Raw genomic sequence first — 16,497 nt, forward strand, 5'->3', positions numbered from 1 at the left:
GCCGATTCATCGGCGATGGGTGCTAGCGGCACCCCTCATGAAACCCTCATGAAAATCCCTTCATAAACCCCCGATGACGCACCGCAACAACGCCAAGGTATAATCCTCCGGCCATGTCTCTCCCTCCCCTCGTTCCTACCCGCGGCCGGCGCTTCGCCGTGACCGCGCGCATCCTTTCCTCGGTCGTCTTTTCCTTCGTCTGCTACCTGTGCATCGGCATTCCCCTTGCCGTGCTGCCGGGCTTTGCACACCTCGACCTGGGTTATTCCACGATCATCGCCGGTCTGGCCGTGAGCGCGCAGTATCTTGCGACCCTGCTCAGTCGACCTCATGCCGGGCGCATGGCAGACGCGATGGGGCCGAAACGAACCGTCGTCGCCGGCTTGGTGGTGTTGGCGATTTCCGGTCTCTTCCTCGCCCTCGGCGCCATCGTGCCGAAGATCCCGGGGCTGTCGCTCACCCTGATCCTGTTGAGCCGCCTCGGCCTCGGATTTGCCGAAAGCTGGGTCAGCACCGGGGCGATCACCTGGGGTATTGGCGGCATAGGCGGCGAGCATACGGCGCGGGTGATCTCCTGGAACGGCATCGCCACTTACGGCGGCATCGCCGTCGGCGCGCCGCTGGGGGTGACCTTGGCGCGTGATCATGGCCTCATTTCGCTGGGTATCCTCACCTTCGCTCTTGGACTCGTGGCGCTGCCCTTTGCGCTGATGAAGGCGCGCATCGCGCCGAGTCATGGCGAGCGTCTGCCGTTCAAGAGCGTGCTGACGCGCGTCATGCCCTATGGCGCGGGGCTGGCGCTGGGCTCGATCGGTTTCGGTTCGTTGTCGACCTTCGTGGCCCTTTATTACGCGAGCCGCGACTGGTCGGATGCGGCGCTTTCCCTCTCGGTGTTCGGCGGCTGCTTTATCGGCATTCGCCTGATCTTCGGCAACGCGATCGACCGTTTCGGCGGCTATCGCGTCGCCATCGTCTCGTTCGTGGTCGAGTGCCTGGGGCTGATCCTGCTCTGGCTGGGCACGACTCCCCACGCCGCACTTGCCGGTGCCGCGCTGACCGGATCGGGCTTCGCCCTGGTCTTTCCCGCGCTGGGTGTCGAAGCCGTCGGCCGGGTCAGCACGCACAATCGCGGCGCGGCGCTCGGTGCCTATTCAGTCTTCCTCGATGTCGCCCTGGGCCTGACCGGTCCGGTTGGCGGCTGGATCGCAGGCTTGTACGACTATCCCGCCATCTTCCTGGCGGCGGGTTTCGCGGCGCTGGCGGCGGCGATCCTGTCGGTGTCGCTGTACCTGCGTTTCGGGCGCGATGCCCCGCCGCGCGATCAGCGGGCCAATGCACGGGCATAATGCCCGTCTGATCCCTCACGAGTGCTCTTCATGCCGTACGACCGTAGCTGGATGGGCTTTGGCATCATCGGTGCCCTGGAATCGGGCGGCATCGCGCTGCTGGTCGGCATCGTCGTCTACGCGCTGCTGCATTTCCTGGCGGGCAAGAGCAACGGCTGGAGCGATGGCAAGGAAATCTCCATCGCCTTCATCCTCAGCGTGGCGATTGGCGGCGGCCAGGATCTGTGGGACCTGCTCTACTTCACCATGGCGCCGCTGCAGTCGCTGACGCTGCTGCAGCTGAAACTCGCCGCCGTGCACGACCCCGACGCCATTGGCCTGCGCGTGTTCTTCGACATCGTCGGCGCGCTGATCGGTGCCTGCATCGGCTGGGTGTTGTTCTCCGGCGGCCTGAAGCGCCTCCTCGCCGGCATGCGCTCACCCTGAGGCATCACCCTGCTGTCGTAGGAGCCGATTCATCGGCTCCCACCGGTCGGAGCGTCAGCTCTTGTGCGAGAACATCCACTCCCACAGGTCGGGCGTGGCATACGCCTTCTCCCACGAGCCGTGATTCACCCCGGGAAACTCGGTGTATTTCACCTCGGCCTTGCGCGCGAGCAGTGCGGCGTTCATCCGGCGCGACTGCTCGGTCGGCACCACGTGGTCGTCGCCACCGTGGAAGATCCACACCGGTAGCGTGCCGATCTTCTTCGCCGTCCACGCGTAGGCATCCTCGCCCTTGGGCACGCCATGGACAAAGAGATTGCGCCCGTCGTCCGGCAGGGCTTCGACGCCGCCGCAGATGATGGCGGCGGCCGCAAACATGCCCGGATGGTCGGCGGCGATCTGCCACGAACCGAAACCGCCCATCGACAAGCCGGTGAGGTACAAGTGCTTACGGTCGCCGTGGAATTCCTTCACGCTCTTTTCGAGCGCCGCCAGCGCCATGTCGGCATCGGCCTTGTCGGTCCACTCAGTGTCGTTAGGCGCTTGCGGAATCACCACGACGGCGGGGAAATCCGTGTGCTGCTTCAGCCAGGGCGGCAGCCCTTGGGACAGCTGCGCCTGGTTGTCGTTGCCACGCTCGCCGCTGCCGTGGAGGAACAGGACGACGGCGGGATGCTTGCCTTCGACCTCGGCCGGGACGAAGACCTGATAGCGGTAGGTCTTGCCGTGGAGGTCGACACTGCGTTCGACGAACTGGGCGGGTGCGGCGGAGACGGTACTGATGGCGGTCATGGCGGCGAGAAAGGCGAGGGCGCGCAGCATGCTGAGGTTCCTGAGTTGATTTTCTGTAGGAGCCGATTCATCGGCGATCCCGCGGCAGCGGGCAGGTTATCGCGAGTATCCCATCGCCGCTGAAGCGGCTCCCACAGAAAGCGAGAGCTTCGCCGATGAATCGGCTCCTACGAAAAGCCGAAGCCCGGCGGGCGGAGGTGGCGAGGTTATATAACGGGGTCGAAGAGGCGGGCGACGTGCAGCGCGACGCGTTGCAGGTAGGTCAGGCGATCGTAGTCGTTCTGGTTGACCTCTTCGGACTGGGCGAAGTCGTGGACCAGCATGGCCTCGACCTGATCGGCGAAGGTCGTGTCCACGTTCAGCGCCGTGATCTCGAAGTTCAGGCGGAAGCTGCGGTTATCCATGTTCATGCTGCCGACGACGGCGGTGTCGTCATCGATCAGCATGACTTTCTGGTGGATGAAGCCGGGCTGGTAACGGAACATGCGGATGCCGGCCAGCGTGGCTTCGTGCGCGTAAAGCGTGGACGCCATGAAAACGGTGCGGTGGTCCGGGCGGCTGGGAATGAGGATGCGTACGTCCACGCCGCGGAAGACGGCCAGGCGCAGTGCGCCGAACACGGCCTGGTCGGGCACGAAGTAAGGCGTGGTGATCCACACGCGCTTTGTCGCCGCATGGATGGCCTGGGTGAAGAACAGCGAGCAGCTTTCCTGACGGTCCGCCGGGCCCGTGGCGACGATCATCGTGTTGGCGCGGCCGCAGCGTTCCGGTGGCGGCGACGACGGCGGTCGTTCACCGGTGACCCAGTACCAGTCCTCGGCGAACACGCGTTGCAGGTCGGCCACGGCGGGTCCTTCGATTTCCATGTGCGTGTCGCGCCACGGCGACAGCGGCGGCATGGCGCCGAGGTATTCGTCGCCGGCGTTGAGTCCGCCGACGAAACCGCGCACGCCGTCGACCACGAGGACCTTGCGGTGATTGCGGAAGTTCAGCTGGAGGCGGTTCCGCCAACGGCGCGTCGCGAAGGGGTGCGCATTCACGCCGCCGGAACGCAACGCCTCGATGTAGCTCGCGGGAAGATCGTGGCTGCCGATGCCGTCATACAGTAGGCAGACCTGGACACCGGCCGCGGCCCGCTCGAGCAGGGCGTCGCGCAGGCGCCGGCCGAGCACGTCGTCGTGGATGATGAAGAACTGGACCAGGACATAGTGCTCGGCGCGCGCGATCGCGGCGAACATCGCCTTGAACGCGTCCTCGCCGTCGATGTGCAAGGCCAGGCCGTTGCCGCCGTGCATGGCCGTCTTGAGCATGCGGCCGATGGCTTCGTAGCGCGCGTCGTTCACGGCTGCGGTGACGGGAAGGATGCCTGGCCGGGCCGGGTGCTCGGTCTCTTCGTGGAGCATGAAGAAGCGGGCCTGCCGCTGGCGGTGCAGGTCGACGTAGCCACCGAAGTGGCTGGAGCCGAGGAAAAAGTAGGGGACCAGGGTCACGTAGGGCAGCAGGACCAGCCCAAGCACCCAGGCGAAGGCGCCCTGCGCGGTGCGCGTATGCATGACGGCGTGCATGGCGGCGAAGATGCCCGCCACGTGCAGCATCAGCGCGGCGATCGCGATCATTGACCCGATCATGGGCTACCCGCCTCGATCTTCAATCCTGCGGCAAGAGTCTTTGTCGCGTGCGGGTGTATGTGCATAAGGGCCTGGGGCGGACAATCCACGTTATCGCTTTCCAACGAGCCTAACCCATGAATCCCTCTCCGTCCCGCCTGCCCTTGCTGGCACTGGCAGTCGCCGCGTTCGCGATCGGTACCACCGAGTTCGTGATCATGGGCCTGCTGCCGGAAGTCGCCACCGACCTCAAGGTGAGCATCCCCTCCGCCGGCATGCTGGTCTCGGGCTATGCCCTGGGCGTGGCCYTCGGCGCCCCCTTGCTCGCCGCACTCACGGCGAAGATGGAGCGCAAGCATGCGCTGCTCCTGCTGATGGGCCTGTTCATCCTCGGCAATGCCTTGTGTGCCATCGCGCCGAACTACAACGTGCTGATGGTGGCACGCGTGGTCGCCGCCTTCTGTCACGGCTCGTTCTTCGGCATCGGCGCGGTAGTCGCCGCCCATCTCGTGCCGGCCAACCAGCGCGCTCGCGCCATCGCCCTGATGTTTGCCGGCCTGACGCTGGCGAACGTCCTCGGCGTGCCGTTCGGCACCTTCCTCGGCCAGTGGGCCGGCTGGCGCTCCACGTTCTGGGCTGTCACTGCGCTGGGTGTGATCGCCGCGCTCGGTGTGGTCCGCTTCGTGCCTTCGCTGCCCGACCTCAAGGCGCCCGACATGCGCCGCGAATTGCGCGTGCTGCGCGAGCCGCAGGCGCTGATCGCGCTGGGCATGACGGTGCTGGGCTTTGGTGGCGTGTTCACCGTGTTCACCTATATCGCGCCGATCCTGCAGGAGCAGTCGCATGTCAGCCCGCACTGGACCGGCGCGGTGCTGGTGCTGTTCGGCCTCGGTACGACGATCGGCAACATGCTGGGTGGTCGCCTGGCCGACTGGAAGCTGATGCCGTCGTTGATGGGCATCCTCGTCGTCCTCACCGTCTTGCTGGTCGCCTTCGCCTGGACGATGCATTCGACCGTCGCCTCCATCGTCACCGTGTTCCTCTGGGGCATTGCGGCCTTCGCCACGATCGCACCGTTGCAGTCCCGCGTGGTGCATGTGGCCGGCGACGCGCCGAACCTGGCGTCCACCTTGAACATCGCTGCCTTCAACCTCGGCAACGCCGGTGGTGCATGGCTGGGTGGCGCGGTCCTCGCCGCAGGTTATTCCATGCCGACGGTGAGCCTGACCGGTGCGGCCGTCACCGTGGCGGGCCTCCTTGCTACGATGGCCAGTGTTGCGCTCGAGCGTCGCCGTCCCATGACAGCGGTGGCCGAAGGCGCCTGACTTCCTGGAGATTTGCATGAAAGCCGTTGCCTACCGCACCCCGCTTGCCGCGAACGATCCGCAGAGCCTGCTCGACATCGAACTGCCCACGCCCGAGGCGCAGGGTCGCGACCTGCTGGTGAAGGTCGAAGCCATCTCGGTGAATCCGGTCGACACCAAGATTCGCCGTAACACCGATCCGGAAGGCGCCGACAAGGTGCTCGGCTGGGATGTGGCGGGCACGGTGGTCGCGGTGGGCCCCGAGGTGCGTCGCTTCAAGCCCGGCGACACAGTGTGGTACGCGGGCGCGCTCGACCGCCCGGGTGCCAACAGCGAGTTCCATGTCGTCGACGAGCGCCTCGTCGGGCGTAAGCCGTCCACGTTGAGCATGGCCGAAGCCGCGGCGCTGCCGCTGACGACGGTGACCGCGTGGGAACTGATGTTTGAGCGGATGGGCATTCCCCATGGCACGCAGGGCCGTCCGGCCACCTTGCTGGTGATCGGCGCCGCGGGTGGTGTCGGCTCGATTGCCGTGCAGCTGGCGCGCCGGCTCACGGGCCTCACCGTGATCGGCAGCGCTTCGCGCCCGGAAACGCGTGCGTGGGTCGAGGCGATGGGCGCGCATCACGTGGTCGACCACACGAAGCCGCTGGTCGACGAAGTGCGCGCGGTCGCGCCGGATGGTGTCGACTACGTGCTCAGCCTGACACGTACCGAGGACCACTACCCGGCGCTGGTCGAGCTGCTGAAGCCGCACGGCAAGCTTGGCCTGATCGATGATCCCGCCGAACCGATCGATATCCGCCTGATGAAGCGGAAGAGCCTGTCGCTGCACTGGGAGCTCATGTACACGCGCTCCCTCTTCCACACCGACGACATGGCCGAGCAGGGCCGCATCCTCGACGAGGCGGCGAACCTGGTGGATGCAGGGGTGGTGAGGACCACGATGCGCGAGAACGTCGGCCCGATCAACGCGGCCAACCTGCGCAAGGCGCATGGCCTGCTCGAGAGTGGCCGGACGATCGGCAAGGTGGTTCTCGAGGGCTTTGCCTGAGAAACCACCCGCCGGTGGCGCCGACTAGCGCGAGTGCGCTCGTTCGGCGCTTTCGGCCATGAGCATGTTCGCTACGCTCTGGGCCTGTTTGCGAATTTCCGGGATGGCCGTGGACTCCCACAACGCACCGCGAAGCAGGCTGCCGATCGCAAAAAGATTCGAGCGGGCCCGTCCGTTGCCGTCGAGCAGATGGCCGTCGGGCAGGGCGGCGAAGCCGAGGCCGAGCGGATCCGGCTTGACGAGACCGTCGATCACCAGCTGACGCACGAGGCGATGCTCCGTGCGCAGCGTGTCTGTATTCAGACCGACCGTCTGGATCACGACATCGTAGGATTCGACGGCTTCGCCCCCGCCCGCGACTCCGCGCCTGACGTCGAGCGCTCCCTCGTGAGAAAGCGATACACCACGCATGCGTCCCCGCCCACGCGTGAGGCGCCCGGCGCGTTCGAGTGCGGCAATCGAGGCGGCGACCTGCGGCGGCATGCGATGACGCGCGCGTTCCCACGCCCAGCGGGCATGACGCAGGAAGCGTGCACGCTCGGCCACGGGGAGATCGGCCCAGAGCGATTGCGTGTGTGGGCGCAGGCCATCGACCAGCGTGCGCCAGTCGTCCGCCTGCGACGCGGCGTCGCGCAGGGCGCGCATCCACACGCGCACGTTGGGATCGTCGCGCATCGACTCGACCAGATCGGCGTCATCACCGCCCGGCGCCGAGGCGGCAGCCAGGTGGGGCTCGGGCAGTTTGCCGTGACGGGACAGGGCGGTGAATGTCGCGTTCGGCCAGCGCGCCGACAGTTCGAGTACCACGTCGACGGCGGTGAGGCCCAGACCGATGACCAGCACGCGCAGGGGGCGCTCGTCGATCGGCGCGGACACCAGGTACGGCCAGGGTTCGGTGACGTAGCGGCCGCTGGCGATGGCCGCGTCTTCCACGCCGGGGAGCGGGCGCGGAGGCAGGGAACCGATGGCCAGCACCGCCGCTTCCGCGTGCGCGACGTCGTCGCCGTAGCCGATGGTGACGCCTTCGCTCGAAGGCACCAGCGACTCGGCCATGAACGGAATGACGTTCACGTCGTGGCCGAACGAGCCGGCGTTCTTGACGGCCTGCTCCACGCGGGACTGCAGGAAGTCGCCGTACAGGCGACGGGGCAGGAAGTCCGAACCTTTGACGGCCGGGTCCAACGCTTGCGCGTATTCCAGGAAGCCGCCGGGCTTGCTGACGAACATGCCCATGGATGCGGCGCGAACGTTGAGCAGGTGGCGCTCCGATGGCGTGCCGTAGGCAACACCACGCCCGGCGCTTGCGGCGCCGGCATACCAGTTCAGGTGCAACGGCCGGGGCGTACGACGCTCCAGCAATTCGCTCACCAGCGTCGCCGCTGCTGCGCCACCGCCGATGATGGCGACTTTATGAAACATGCTTTGGTCCTTCGCCCTTGCGTTGGGGTGGAGGGCCGTTAGACCGTCAGGCCGTCAGGCGTCCCGCAATAATCGATTGCCTCGGTCGTGCGATCCAGTGTCCCGAAGGACCGGGCTGCTCATACGCGAGGTACTGTGCCAGATCGCCACCGTACACGTGAAGCGTGAGCGCGGTGTCATGGCGCGACAAATTGCGGCAGCGATGAGCGTGCGCTTCCGCAGCTTCGAACCACGTCGCGTCGCCGGGGCCGAGCCAGGTGCGGCCGGTGCTGCGTAGCGAATGGTCGGTGTCGTCTTTGTCGAAGGATTCCACTTCCAGTGCACCGGCGATCATGGCTTCGAGGCCCCACAGGCCGCCATGATCGTGCACTGGCGTGGCGTAGCCCGGCGGCCACGCCATGACGAGGATGCTCACACCCGGGCGCGCCCGTTCGGCGACCATCCAGCGTTCGAAGCCGCGACGACGCTCGCGCAATGGCCCCAGTGCCTCGATGACATCCGCGTGGCGGCCGTGCAACACGCGGCCGATCTCCCGCCCCATGGAGGCGAGGTCGGGCTGCGCCACGTCCGAATGATCGAGCGCGATGTCCCGCAAGGTCTTGATGATGGAAGAACGCTTACCCATGGCCCGAGGCCGTCCACATAAATCAACTGGCGGGAAGTGGAGCATGGGGCCCGTTAAAGCCTCGTAACCCGGGACGGTCGAGACGGGTTTAAACTTTTAGGGCGCAGGCTGCATCGAACTGTCGGAACCGCCCCCTGGCGGCTGTCGTCCCACGGAGAGTAAAGCCATGATCGTCCTCACCTCGCTCGTCGTCCTTGCCGTTGGTTTCTGGCTGGTCTTCGCGCTTATCGGCGCGGTGCTGAAGCTGGTGTTTGGCATCATCGGCGGTGTTTTCAGCCTGGTTGGCAGCATCCTCGGTGCCGTGATCGGCGGCGTCGTCATGCTGGTCGTCGCCCCCGTCGTCGCCCTGGCCCTGTTGCCGGTGCTGCTGCCGGTGGCCTTCCTTGCCTTCATCGTCTGGGCCATCGCGCGGTCGTCCCGCCGCCCCGACGTGGTCGTCATGCCCGCCACGCATCGCTGATCGGAACGCCCCGGCCCTTGCCGGGGCGTTCGTCGCACGGTCTCAGATACGCTTCAGATACTTCTTAGATCGAAGTTCACCGGGATACGGGCCCAGGCCTGCACCGCATGACCGTTGGCTTGCGCCGGCTGGAAACGCCATTTGGCCAGCACCTGGTCGCGTGCGGCCCGGTCGAGAAGCTCGTGACCGCTACTGGACTCGATGACCACATCCAGGGGCTTGCCGGTCTCGTCCACCAGAACACGTAAGGTCACCGTGCCCTGCATGTGGCCGCGAATCGCTTGCACTGGATACTTTGGTGCAGGCGCTGCGACGTAGGCGAGCGTGGCCTCGACGGGCCCGGCCTGTTCCGTCGGCGGCGATACGCTGACCGGAGCCGGTGGAACCATCGGCGCCGTCCCCTCGTCGGTCGCCATGGGCGGCGTCACCACCGGTGGCGCTTCGACGTGCTTCTGCACCACGGTGGTCGGCGGTGCCTTGGTCGGAATCCGTTGAAGCTCGATCGGCGGTGGCGGCTTCACGGGAGGAGGGGGTTCGACGAACTGGAGCACGAACGGCTGGGTAGATCGGGGCGCATCCACCATGTGGGCGACCATGGGGCGCATCACGGCGATGAGCGCAGCGGCGTTCAACGCGATGGCCGCACTCATGGCGACGATGCGAACGGTATCCGGGTGAACCCCGGCCAGGGACTGCGGACGAGCGAACGACATGAGCCACCTCCTGCAACATGGGGGAAGGTGATGCGCGGTCGGGAACACGGCCGGTGGGGACCGGCGGGGATCGTGTTCAGGTCCGGTTGCAGAGTAGGCAGGGTTCGCAGGAAGTTGCAAGCCGGCCGTTTAGATGGCTATTGGGTTACCGCTGACGGATGTGGGCCTCAGTGCGCCACCAGCATAGGCACATCGGACTGCATGAAAAGGAAGCGCGTCGTTCCTCCAAGCACCATCTCCGACAACCGCGAACGCCCCCAGGCACCCATGACGATCAGGTCGGCCTTCTCCTGATGAGCCAGCTCGAGCAAGGCCGGTCCGGGTGACGGCTGAGCCGCCGCATCCAGTCGCCGCACATCGGCCTTCACCCCGTGGGTGTCGAGCCAGCCGCAGATGTCGGTGTCGGGCAGGGCGCAGGTATCGAGGTCTTCATCGCGGCTGCCATCGATGACGGTGACCCGCGCTGCCTTGCGCAGCAGCGGTAGAGAGGAGCGCACGGCGAGGGCGGACTCGCGGCTGCCGCTCCACGCGACCAGCACATGTTCGCCCAGGGTCTCCACCGGCGCCGCCTCGGGGACCACGAGCACGCCGCGGCTGGCGCCGAACACGGTGCGCGATACGACGCCGAAGCCGACCGGGGCATCGCCACGCATGGTGGACGAGCGCTCCATCACCAGCATGTCGTATCCGGCGGACGCATGGCAGAGAAGGGTGACGGTGTCGCCGTTGCCCACGCGCCAGTTGCCCTTGAGGCCCCGCGATTCGAGCAACTGCGACCAGTCCGCGCCGACGGCCTTGGCGTCCGTGGAACGTTGGCGGACGGCGTCCAGCTGCATCGGGACCGCTTCGGGCACGGTGAACGCCGCAGCGGGCAGGTCGACCACGTGCATCCCGTCCAGCCTCGCATCGATACGCGTGGCGATGGCCAGGGCGGCACGCAGGCCCGCGCCCTGCGGGGGAAGACGACCGATGTGCACGAGCAGTTCGAGAGTCATGGCCCATGGAACAACGCGGGGTGCGTGCAGGTCAATGACCGCGACCGCGTGACGGGCCCAATTGCGAGTGTTTCGCAACAACGGGTGGCATCGGTTACCCTCGGTTCTTTGCGTCGTCCGGAAATGCCCATGGCCACCGAAAGCCTCCAACCGAGCTATCCCTTCGCCGAGGAAGTCGCCAGCAGCGTGATCCACGCCATCGGCCTCGTGCTGAGCATTGCCGGGTTGGCCATCCTGGTGGCGTTCTCGGCCATGTATGGCGGCCCGCGTGCCGTGGTCGCCAGTTCGGTGTTCGGCGGTACGCTGATCCTGCTGTACACGGCATCGACGCTGTATCACTCGATTCCCGGCGTGATGGCCAAGCGTGTGCTGCGCACGTTCGATCACATCGCGATCTTCCTGCTCATTGCCGGCACCTATACGCCGTTCACGCTGCTCGCCCTGCCAGGCGCGTGGGGCTGGGGCTTGTTCACGACGATCTGGAGCCTTGCGATCATCGGCAGCCTCGCCGAACTCGGCATTCTCAAGCGCTACCGCAAAGCGGCCGTGCTGATGTACGTGTTGATGGGCTGGGTCGCGGTGATCGCGATCGAACCGTTGCGAGAGCACGTGGAGACGGGAGGCCTGGTGCTGCTTTTCGGCGGCGGCATGGCTTACATGCTCGGGGTGCCTTTCTACCTGGCGCGCAAGCTGCCTTATCACCACGCGATCTGGCACGTGTTCGTGCTCGCGGGCAGCGTGCTGCACTTCCTGGCGGTGTTGCTTTATGTGATCCCGGACGCGCCGGGGCACGGATAAACGCCGGCTTTGGTAGGAGCCGATTTGTCGGCGATGGGCTTGGCGGCTATCCCGCTCCGTTGGCTTTTCGCCGATGAATCGGCTCCTACATTTGCCTGTTCGCCGATGAATCGGCTCCTACATTTATCTACCTAGCCTTTCTTTTTTTCCTGCTCTGGAACAAAGCGTGTGCGCACGGCTTCGGCCAGCAGGTCGGGTGGCAGGAGGCCCTGGGCGATCAGGAAATCGTTGAATGCCTTGCGGTCGAACGTCTTGCCCAGGCGTACCTGCGTTTCCGCCCGTAGTTGCAGGATGCGCGTGTAGCCGTAGAAATAGGCCGTGGCCTGACCAGGGCTGTTGAGTGTGTAGCGGTCCAGTTCCTGGCGCGCCATCGCCTCAGAGAGGCCGACGTCGTTGACGAGGATGTCGTGGGCGCGGTCGCGATCGATCAGGCCGAGGTTGAGCATCGGATCGAGGAAGGCGCGCGCGGCACGCAGCAGGCGGAACTGCAGTGCGATGAACTGACCCGCCGGTGGCTCGTACGGCATCATTTCCATTTCGGAATAGAGCGCCCAGCCTTCCACGTTGACGCTGTTGAAGGCGAACAGGCTGCGCGTGAGCGACACGCCCTGCTCGACCATCGCCGCGAACTGCAATTCATGGCCTGGCCGGCCCTCATGCGCGGTCAGCGTCCACGCCGCCGCTTCAAAGGTGAAGTCGTCGTACGCCTGCGTCGCCTGACCGCTCGATGGCGGGTTGCCCGTGGTGAGCACGAACGTGCCGCGCTGCCCCGTGTTGCCAACGAAGGGGGGCGGATCCATGTGGGGCGCGGGCGTGCGTGCGTTCTCCGCTTCGGAGGCGAGGCGCATGGCCATCTGCCGCTTCGGCAGTTCGACGATGCGCTGCTTGCGGATGGTGTCTTCGATCTTCAGCAGTACGTCGTGGTAGGTGGGTTCGACCTTGTCCTTGGCCAGTTGCTTCTTCTTCAGTGCCTTGAGAACGTCGCGGTAGTCGCCGTCGGGCAGGCCCTCGGCTTTCGCGACGACGGGCGCGAGCGCCTGCAACGCATAGGTCGTCTCCGCGAATTCGAGCTCGGCGCGGCCGATCAGGTCACGCGGCGTGATGTCGAGTCCGACTTGCTCCAGGTTGTAAGCGTACAGCGGCTCGGGAAGGCGGAAGTCGGTTCGCGAGCGCGGTAGCACCGTCTTCTTTACCCAGGCGTTGTAATCCTTCAGCTGCTTGTCGAGCTTCGCCATGGCATCGTCGCTGCCGGCGACTTTCTTCTCGACGAACAGTTTGCGGATGCCATCCACGTAACGCTGTGTGTTGCCGAGCTTCTGTTCCACGTCGGCCTTGACCGGACCGAGCAGGGCCTTGTCGCCGAGCTTTTCGTTGGTGCGGGCACGCGCCTGGTCGACCAGCGCCGTGCAGCCCGGCGTGATGCCGACGTAGCACTTCAGGCGACCCAAGGCGGCCTGGTTCTGCTCGGGGGTGCTCTGTTCGTTGAGCAGGGAGAATTCGCCGCTGAAGACGATTTGCCCGGCGTCGTACCAGGGCAGCAGGTATTTGTCGTTGAGGTCGATGCCCTTGATGTTGCCGTCGATCTGTTTGATGAGGATCTGCAGGTCCTGGTGGACGTTCGGATCCTTCTCCTCGGCCAGGCGCTGCACGTACTTCGCGCGCAAGGTCACGAGCGCTTCGCGCTGACGCTTGTCCACGTCAGGGCCGAGGTCGGCGGTTTTTTCGTCGTAGCCCTTCACGCCGATATCGGTTGCCGATTCGGGGCTGAAGCGCGCGGTGATATCGAGCAGCGGCTGGGCATCGGCATTGCTGCGGGCGATCCAGTCGGCAGGCTTGATGTCCTGCGCATGCACAGCGCCGATGGTCAGTGTGACCGCGGCGGCGAGGGTCAGTCGTCGAAACATGGGTGTCTCCCCGTGATGGTCCGTGGAGACTAGCCGCTGGGGCCGTGGCCCGCCAATGTGCCGGATGGCCGGTCAGCTGAAGAGGAGGGCGAGCCCCGCCAGGCCGATCATGAGGAACGACAGCACCACCTTGGCCACGACACCGAGCAGCATGCCGAACCACGTGCTCACACCGACATGGGCGGAGCGCAGAATGCTTTTGCCGGACCACAACTCGCCGACCACGGCGCCCGCGAAGGGACCGATCAGCAGGCCCGGAAGGCCGAAGAACATGCCGATGGTGGTGCCGATGCCGGCTCCCCACAGCGCCCGCGGACTGGCACCGATCTTTTTCGCACCAAGCGATCCGGCGATGAAATCCACGGCCACGCCAAGCACCGCGATGGCACCGATCACCACCAGCCAGCCCCAGCCGAGGTGCCGATACTCGTCCACGGCGGCAGCCAGCCAGATCCCGCCGAATATCATCGGGACGCCGGGCAGCACCGGCAGGATGGCGCCCGCGACCCCACCGATGATCAGGGCGGCGGCGAGAACGTAGAGAAACAGGTCCATCAACGAAAGGCCCCGCGATACTCCGGCTTCAGGTACGGAGAGAAAGCGTCGCTAGGCACATCCACCGCCTGTGGACCGGCGGCGTACGAAGCCACCTGGTAGGGCGGAAAGATGAAGGTCAGGCCATGGACCTTGTTGTCCGGGCCCGTGAGCAGGCTGAACACATGGAAGTGGTCCTTGCCTGGCTCGGTGCCGGCGGCAATCTGCTCGCTGTCCGAGGCGAGGGGTTCGTCCTGATCGTCCAGCGCCGTGAGGAGTTGGCGCCGTGCCTCGGCGGCGAAGGCCCTTTCCGCGGCACGCGGATCGGCGAACAGCTCGCGAATACCGATGACGCGATGGGTTTCGAGATCGTAGGTGAAGCTGTCGACGATGGGCGCCGGATGGGTGGCACCGGTGAAGGCGGAGCCGTCGACCTGCACGTTGATGAAGCGGTCGGTCCGCGAGGCGACCGCGATATCCAGGTTGAGGTCCCAAGGCAGCTCCCGGGCGCGTTCACGCGCGCCGGGCGCGTCCAGGCTGTCCATGAAGGCACGCTTCTGTCGATCGACGTAGCGCTCGATGGTCGCGCGCAACGGCTCGGCCCTCGCCGGCAGGTCGGGCAGGGACAATTCCATCGTATACAGGCCCGCCTGGCCGGATTCGGTATCCTTGTCGACGCTCGCCCGTGCGGGCGGCGGCGAGTCCCCGCCGTTCGTCCGGTCTGTTCCGCCGCGGCAAGCTGCAAGGCCGGCCGTGGCAAAGACCAGCGACAGGATGTGTCGCACCAGCATGTCGGCAATTCCTCCCTGCAAGGCTCGCATCTTAGCGTAGCCTTTCCATGGCGCAGGGAGCGTCAACGAACCGAAGGAATAGCGTGCACGACGCGACGACGGAAACCGTCACCCTCCTCAAAGCCGACGAGCTCGGTCGCATCGAGCGTGTCGAGCGCGGAGGCCAGCTGCTGATTCGTCGCGATATCGCGGCGGCACGCTGGTGGGCGCGCGCCTTTGCCCGCCGCGCGGCCGCTCGCGAAGCGCGTGCGCTTGGTCGCCTGGAGGGCATCGACGGCGTACCGCGCCTGCTGGCGTGGAACGGTCGCGTGCTCGAACGCAGCTACATGGCGGGCGAGCCGATGCAGGTCGGCCGGCCGCTGGATCCCGCGTACTACCGTGAGGCGCTGCGTCTGCTTGCCAGGCTGCACCGACGTGGCATCGTGCATAACGACCTGGCCAAGGAGCCGAACTGGCTGGTGCGTGAAGATGGCTCGCCGGGTCTGGTGGACTTTCAGATCGCGTGGACCCGCGGACGCCGCGGCAACCTGTTCCGCCTGCTGGCCCGTGAAGACCTTCGCCACCTGCTCAAGCACAAGCGCACGTATGCGCCGGACCGGCTGTCGGCTCGGCAGCGAGCCATCCTGTCAGCGCCAGCGCCGCATTCGCGGCTGTGGCGTGCTACCGGAAAACGCCTCTACAAGCTCATCGCGCGGCGAGTCTTCGGCTACTGGGACAACGAAGGCCAGGGCCGCATCCGCCGTTGAATCGCTCCTTGTAGGAGCCGATTCATCGGCGATGCTCTTCGGAACCTACTTCTCCACAAACGCCCGCTCGATCACGTAATCCCCGGGCTCGCGCGTGCGCGGCGATGCCTGAAACCCTTCGCCATCCAGCAGCACGCAGATATCGTCCAGCATCGACGGGCTGCCGCACAGCATCACCCGGTCTTCCGCCGGGTTGATCTGCGGCAGGCCGAGCGTGCGGGCCATCTCGCCATCGGCGATGGCGTCCGTGATGCGGCCGCGGTTGCGGAACTCTTCGCGCGTGACCGTGGGGTAGTAGCGCAGCTTTTCCCGCACCAGGTCGCCCAGGTACTCGTGCTCGGGCAGCACGTTCTCGATGTACTCGGAGTAAGCCAGGTCGTTTACGTGGCGAACGCCGTGTGCGAGGACGATGGTGTCGAAACGCTCGTAGGTTTCCGGGTCGCGGATGATCGACAGGAACGGTGCCAGTCCGGTGCCCGTGCCGAGCAGGTACAGGCGCTTGCCCGGCTTGAGGTCGTTCAGTACCAGGGTGCCGGTGGGCTTGCGGCTGACGATGATCGGGTCGCCGGGCTTCAGGTGTTGCAGGCGCGAGGTCAACGGGCCGTCCTGCACCTTGATGCTGAAGAACTCCAGGTGTTCCTCGTAGTGAGCGCTGGCGATCGAATACGCCCGCATCAGCGGGCGGCCTTCCACTTCCAGGCCGATCATCACGAAGTGCCCGCTTTCAAAGCGGAAACCGGGATCGCGCGTGGTGCGGAAACTGAAAAGCGTGTCGTTCCAGTGGTGCACGTCGATGACGTGCTCGGTCGCCAATGCCACCATGGTCTGTTCGAACCTCGAAGTCGTAGTGACGGAGCTACCGCGCCATGCGGGGAAGCCGGGGATCAGCTGGGGAAGCGGCCTGCGGGGGCCGCGCTGCCTCGCGCGTCGTGGCGGGTAGGATAATCCATATCCCCCGGAGGCCCAAACCGGGCGATCCGGCC

General features: G+C 66.0%; 17 protein-coding genes. 7 read left to right on the forward strand and 10 right to left on the reverse strand.

Going from position 1 to position 16,497, the window contains the following annotated elements:
• The first annotated feature begins 113 nt into the window (after window positions 1–113).
• Both AC1DYM_RS13730 and AC1DYM_RS13735 read left to right on the forward strand, forming a co-directional pair.
• Window positions 114–1,346, forward strand: a complete 1,233-nt coding sequence (locus AC1DYM_RS13730) for an MFS transporter (protein ID WP_477339184.1) — start codon at window positions 114–116, stop codon at window positions 1,344–1,346.
• A 30-nt stretch (window positions 1,347–1,376) separates the two neighbouring features.
• Window positions 1,377–1,772, forward strand: coding sequence for a hypothetical protein (locus AC1DYM_RS13735; protein ID WP_071924933.1), 396 nt, complete (start codon window positions 1,377–1,379; stop codon window positions 1,770–1,772).
• Window positions 1,773–1,826: 54 nt separating this feature from the next.
• Here the strand turns inward: AC1DYM_RS13735 and AC1DYM_RS13740 are convergent, their stop codons facing one another.
• Together AC1DYM_RS13740 and cls are read right to left on the reverse strand one after the other, a co-directional pair.
• Window positions 1,827–2,594: a carboxylesterase family protein gene (locus AC1DYM_RS13740; RefSeq protein ID WP_477339186.1), complete on the reverse strand. Its 768-nt coding sequence runs from the start codon at window positions 2,592–2,594 to the stop codon at window positions 1,827–1,829.
• Between the two features lie 176 nt (window positions 2,595–2,770).
• A complete protein-coding gene (gene cls, locus AC1DYM_RS13745) occupies window positions 2,771–4,180 on the reverse strand; it encodes a cardiolipin synthase (RefSeq protein ID WP_477339188.1) in 1,410 nt (469 codons plus the stop codon).
• 128 nt (window positions 4,181–4,308) lie between these two features.
• Here cls and AC1DYM_RS13750 point away from each other — a divergent pair, with 128 nt between their 5' ends.
• Together AC1DYM_RS13750 and AC1DYM_RS13755 are read left to right on the forward strand one after the other, a co-directional pair.
• Window positions 4,309–5,496, forward strand: coding sequence for an MFS transporter (locus tag AC1DYM_RS13750; protein WP_477339190.1), 1,188 nt, complete (start codon window positions 4,309–4,311; stop codon window positions 5,494–5,496).
• Window positions 5,497–5,512: 16 nt separating this feature from the next.
• On the forward strand, window positions 5,513–6,529 hold the full coding sequence (locus tag AC1DYM_RS13755) for a zinc-binding alcohol dehydrogenase family protein (protein ID WP_477339192.1): 1,017 nt from the start codon (window positions 5,513–5,515) through the stop codon (window positions 6,527–6,529).
• A 24-nt stretch (window positions 6,530–6,553) separates the two neighbouring features.
• On the opposite strand, the gene AC1DYM_RS13760 is transcribed toward AC1DYM_RS13755, so the two are convergent.
• Both AC1DYM_RS13760 and AC1DYM_RS13765 read right to left on the reverse strand, forming a co-directional pair.
• Window positions 6,554–7,948 carry an FAD/NAD(P)-binding protein gene (locus AC1DYM_RS13760; protein ID WP_477339194.1) on the reverse strand — a complete coding sequence of 465 codons (1,395 nt, stop codon included), beginning with the start codon at window positions 7,946–7,948 and terminating at the stop codon, window positions 6,554–6,556.
• Between the two features lie 46 nt (window positions 7,949–7,994).
• Window positions 7,995–8,573 carry a cysteine dioxygenase gene (locus tag AC1DYM_RS13765; RefSeq protein ID WP_046967301.1) on the reverse strand — a complete coding sequence of 193 codons (579 nt, stop codon included), beginning with the start codon at window positions 8,571–8,573 and terminating at the stop codon, window positions 7,995–7,997.
• 166 nt (window positions 8,574–8,739) lie between these two features.
• Here AC1DYM_RS13765 and AC1DYM_RS13770 point away from each other — a divergent pair, with 166 nt between their 5' ends.
• A complete protein-coding gene (locus tag AC1DYM_RS13770; RefSeq protein WP_477339196.1) occupies window positions 8,740–9,033 on the forward strand; it encodes a hypothetical protein in 294 nt (97 codons plus the stop codon).
• 53 nt (window positions 9,034–9,086) lie between these two features.
• Here the strand turns inward: AC1DYM_RS13770 and AC1DYM_RS13775 are convergent, their stop codons facing one another.
• Both AC1DYM_RS13775 and AC1DYM_RS13780 read right to left on the reverse strand, forming a co-directional pair.
• Window positions 9,087–9,746, reverse strand: a complete 660-nt coding sequence (locus AC1DYM_RS13775; RefSeq protein WP_477339198.1) for an energy transducer TonB — start codon at window positions 9,744–9,746, stop codon at window positions 9,087–9,089.
• A gap of 167 nt (window positions 9,747–9,913) precedes the next feature.
• Window positions 9,914–10,741 (reverse strand): universal stress protein, encoded by an 828-nt coding sequence (locus tag AC1DYM_RS13780; RefSeq protein WP_477339199.1) that lies wholly within the window; start codon window positions 10,739–10,741, stop codon window positions 9,914–9,916.
• Window positions 10,742–10,864: 123 nt separating this feature from the next.
• Between AC1DYM_RS13780 and trhA the strand changes: the two genes are divergently transcribed.
• A complete protein-coding gene (trhA, locus tag AC1DYM_RS13785; RefSeq protein ID WP_477339201.1) occupies window positions 10,865–11,539 on the forward strand; it encodes a PAQR family membrane homeostasis protein TrhA in 675 nt (224 codons plus the stop codon).
• Window positions 11,540–11,670: 131 nt separating this feature from the next.
• Here trhA and AC1DYM_RS13790 read toward each other — a convergent pair whose 3' ends face one another.
• The 3 genes from AC1DYM_RS13790 to AC1DYM_RS13800 form a co-directional block, all read right to left on the reverse strand.
• Window positions 11,671–13,443, reverse strand: coding sequence for a DUF885 domain-containing protein (locus tag AC1DYM_RS13790; RefSeq protein WP_477339203.1), 1,773 nt, complete (start codon window positions 13,441–13,443; stop codon window positions 11,671–11,673).
• Between the two features lie 72 nt (window positions 13,444–13,515).
• Window positions 13,516–13,998, reverse strand: a complete 483-nt coding sequence (locus tag AC1DYM_RS13795) for a DUF456 domain-containing protein (protein ID WP_477339205.1) — start codon at window positions 13,996–13,998, stop codon at window positions 13,516–13,518.
• Window positions 13,998–14,768 carry an RsiV family protein gene (locus AC1DYM_RS13800; RefSeq protein WP_477339207.1) on the reverse strand — a complete coding sequence of 257 codons (771 nt, stop codon included), beginning with the start codon at window positions 14,766–14,768 and terminating at the stop codon, window positions 13,998–14,000. The genes AC1DYM_RS13795 and AC1DYM_RS13800 overlap by 1 nt, the downstream gene beginning before the upstream one ends.
• 83 nt (window positions 14,769–14,851) lie before the next feature.
• On the opposite strand from AC1DYM_RS13800, the gene AC1DYM_RS13805 reads away from it, so the two are divergent.
• Window positions 14,852–15,514: an RIO1 family regulatory kinase/ATPase domain-containing protein gene (locus AC1DYM_RS13805; RefSeq protein WP_477339209.1), complete on the forward strand. Its 663-nt coding sequence runs from the start codon at window positions 14,852–14,854 to the stop codon at window positions 15,512–15,514.
• Between the two features lie 45 nt (window positions 15,515–15,559).
• Here the strand turns inward: AC1DYM_RS13805 and AC1DYM_RS13810 are convergent, their stop codons facing one another.
• Window positions 15,560–16,336: a ferredoxin--NADP reductase gene (locus AC1DYM_RS13810; RefSeq protein WP_477339211.1), complete on the reverse strand. Its 777-nt coding sequence runs from the start codon at window positions 16,334–16,336 to the stop codon at window positions 15,560–15,562.
• Window positions 16,337–16,497 lie beyond the last annotated feature (161 nt).

This window comes from Luteibacter sp. P1_D3, from assembly GCF_056406135.1.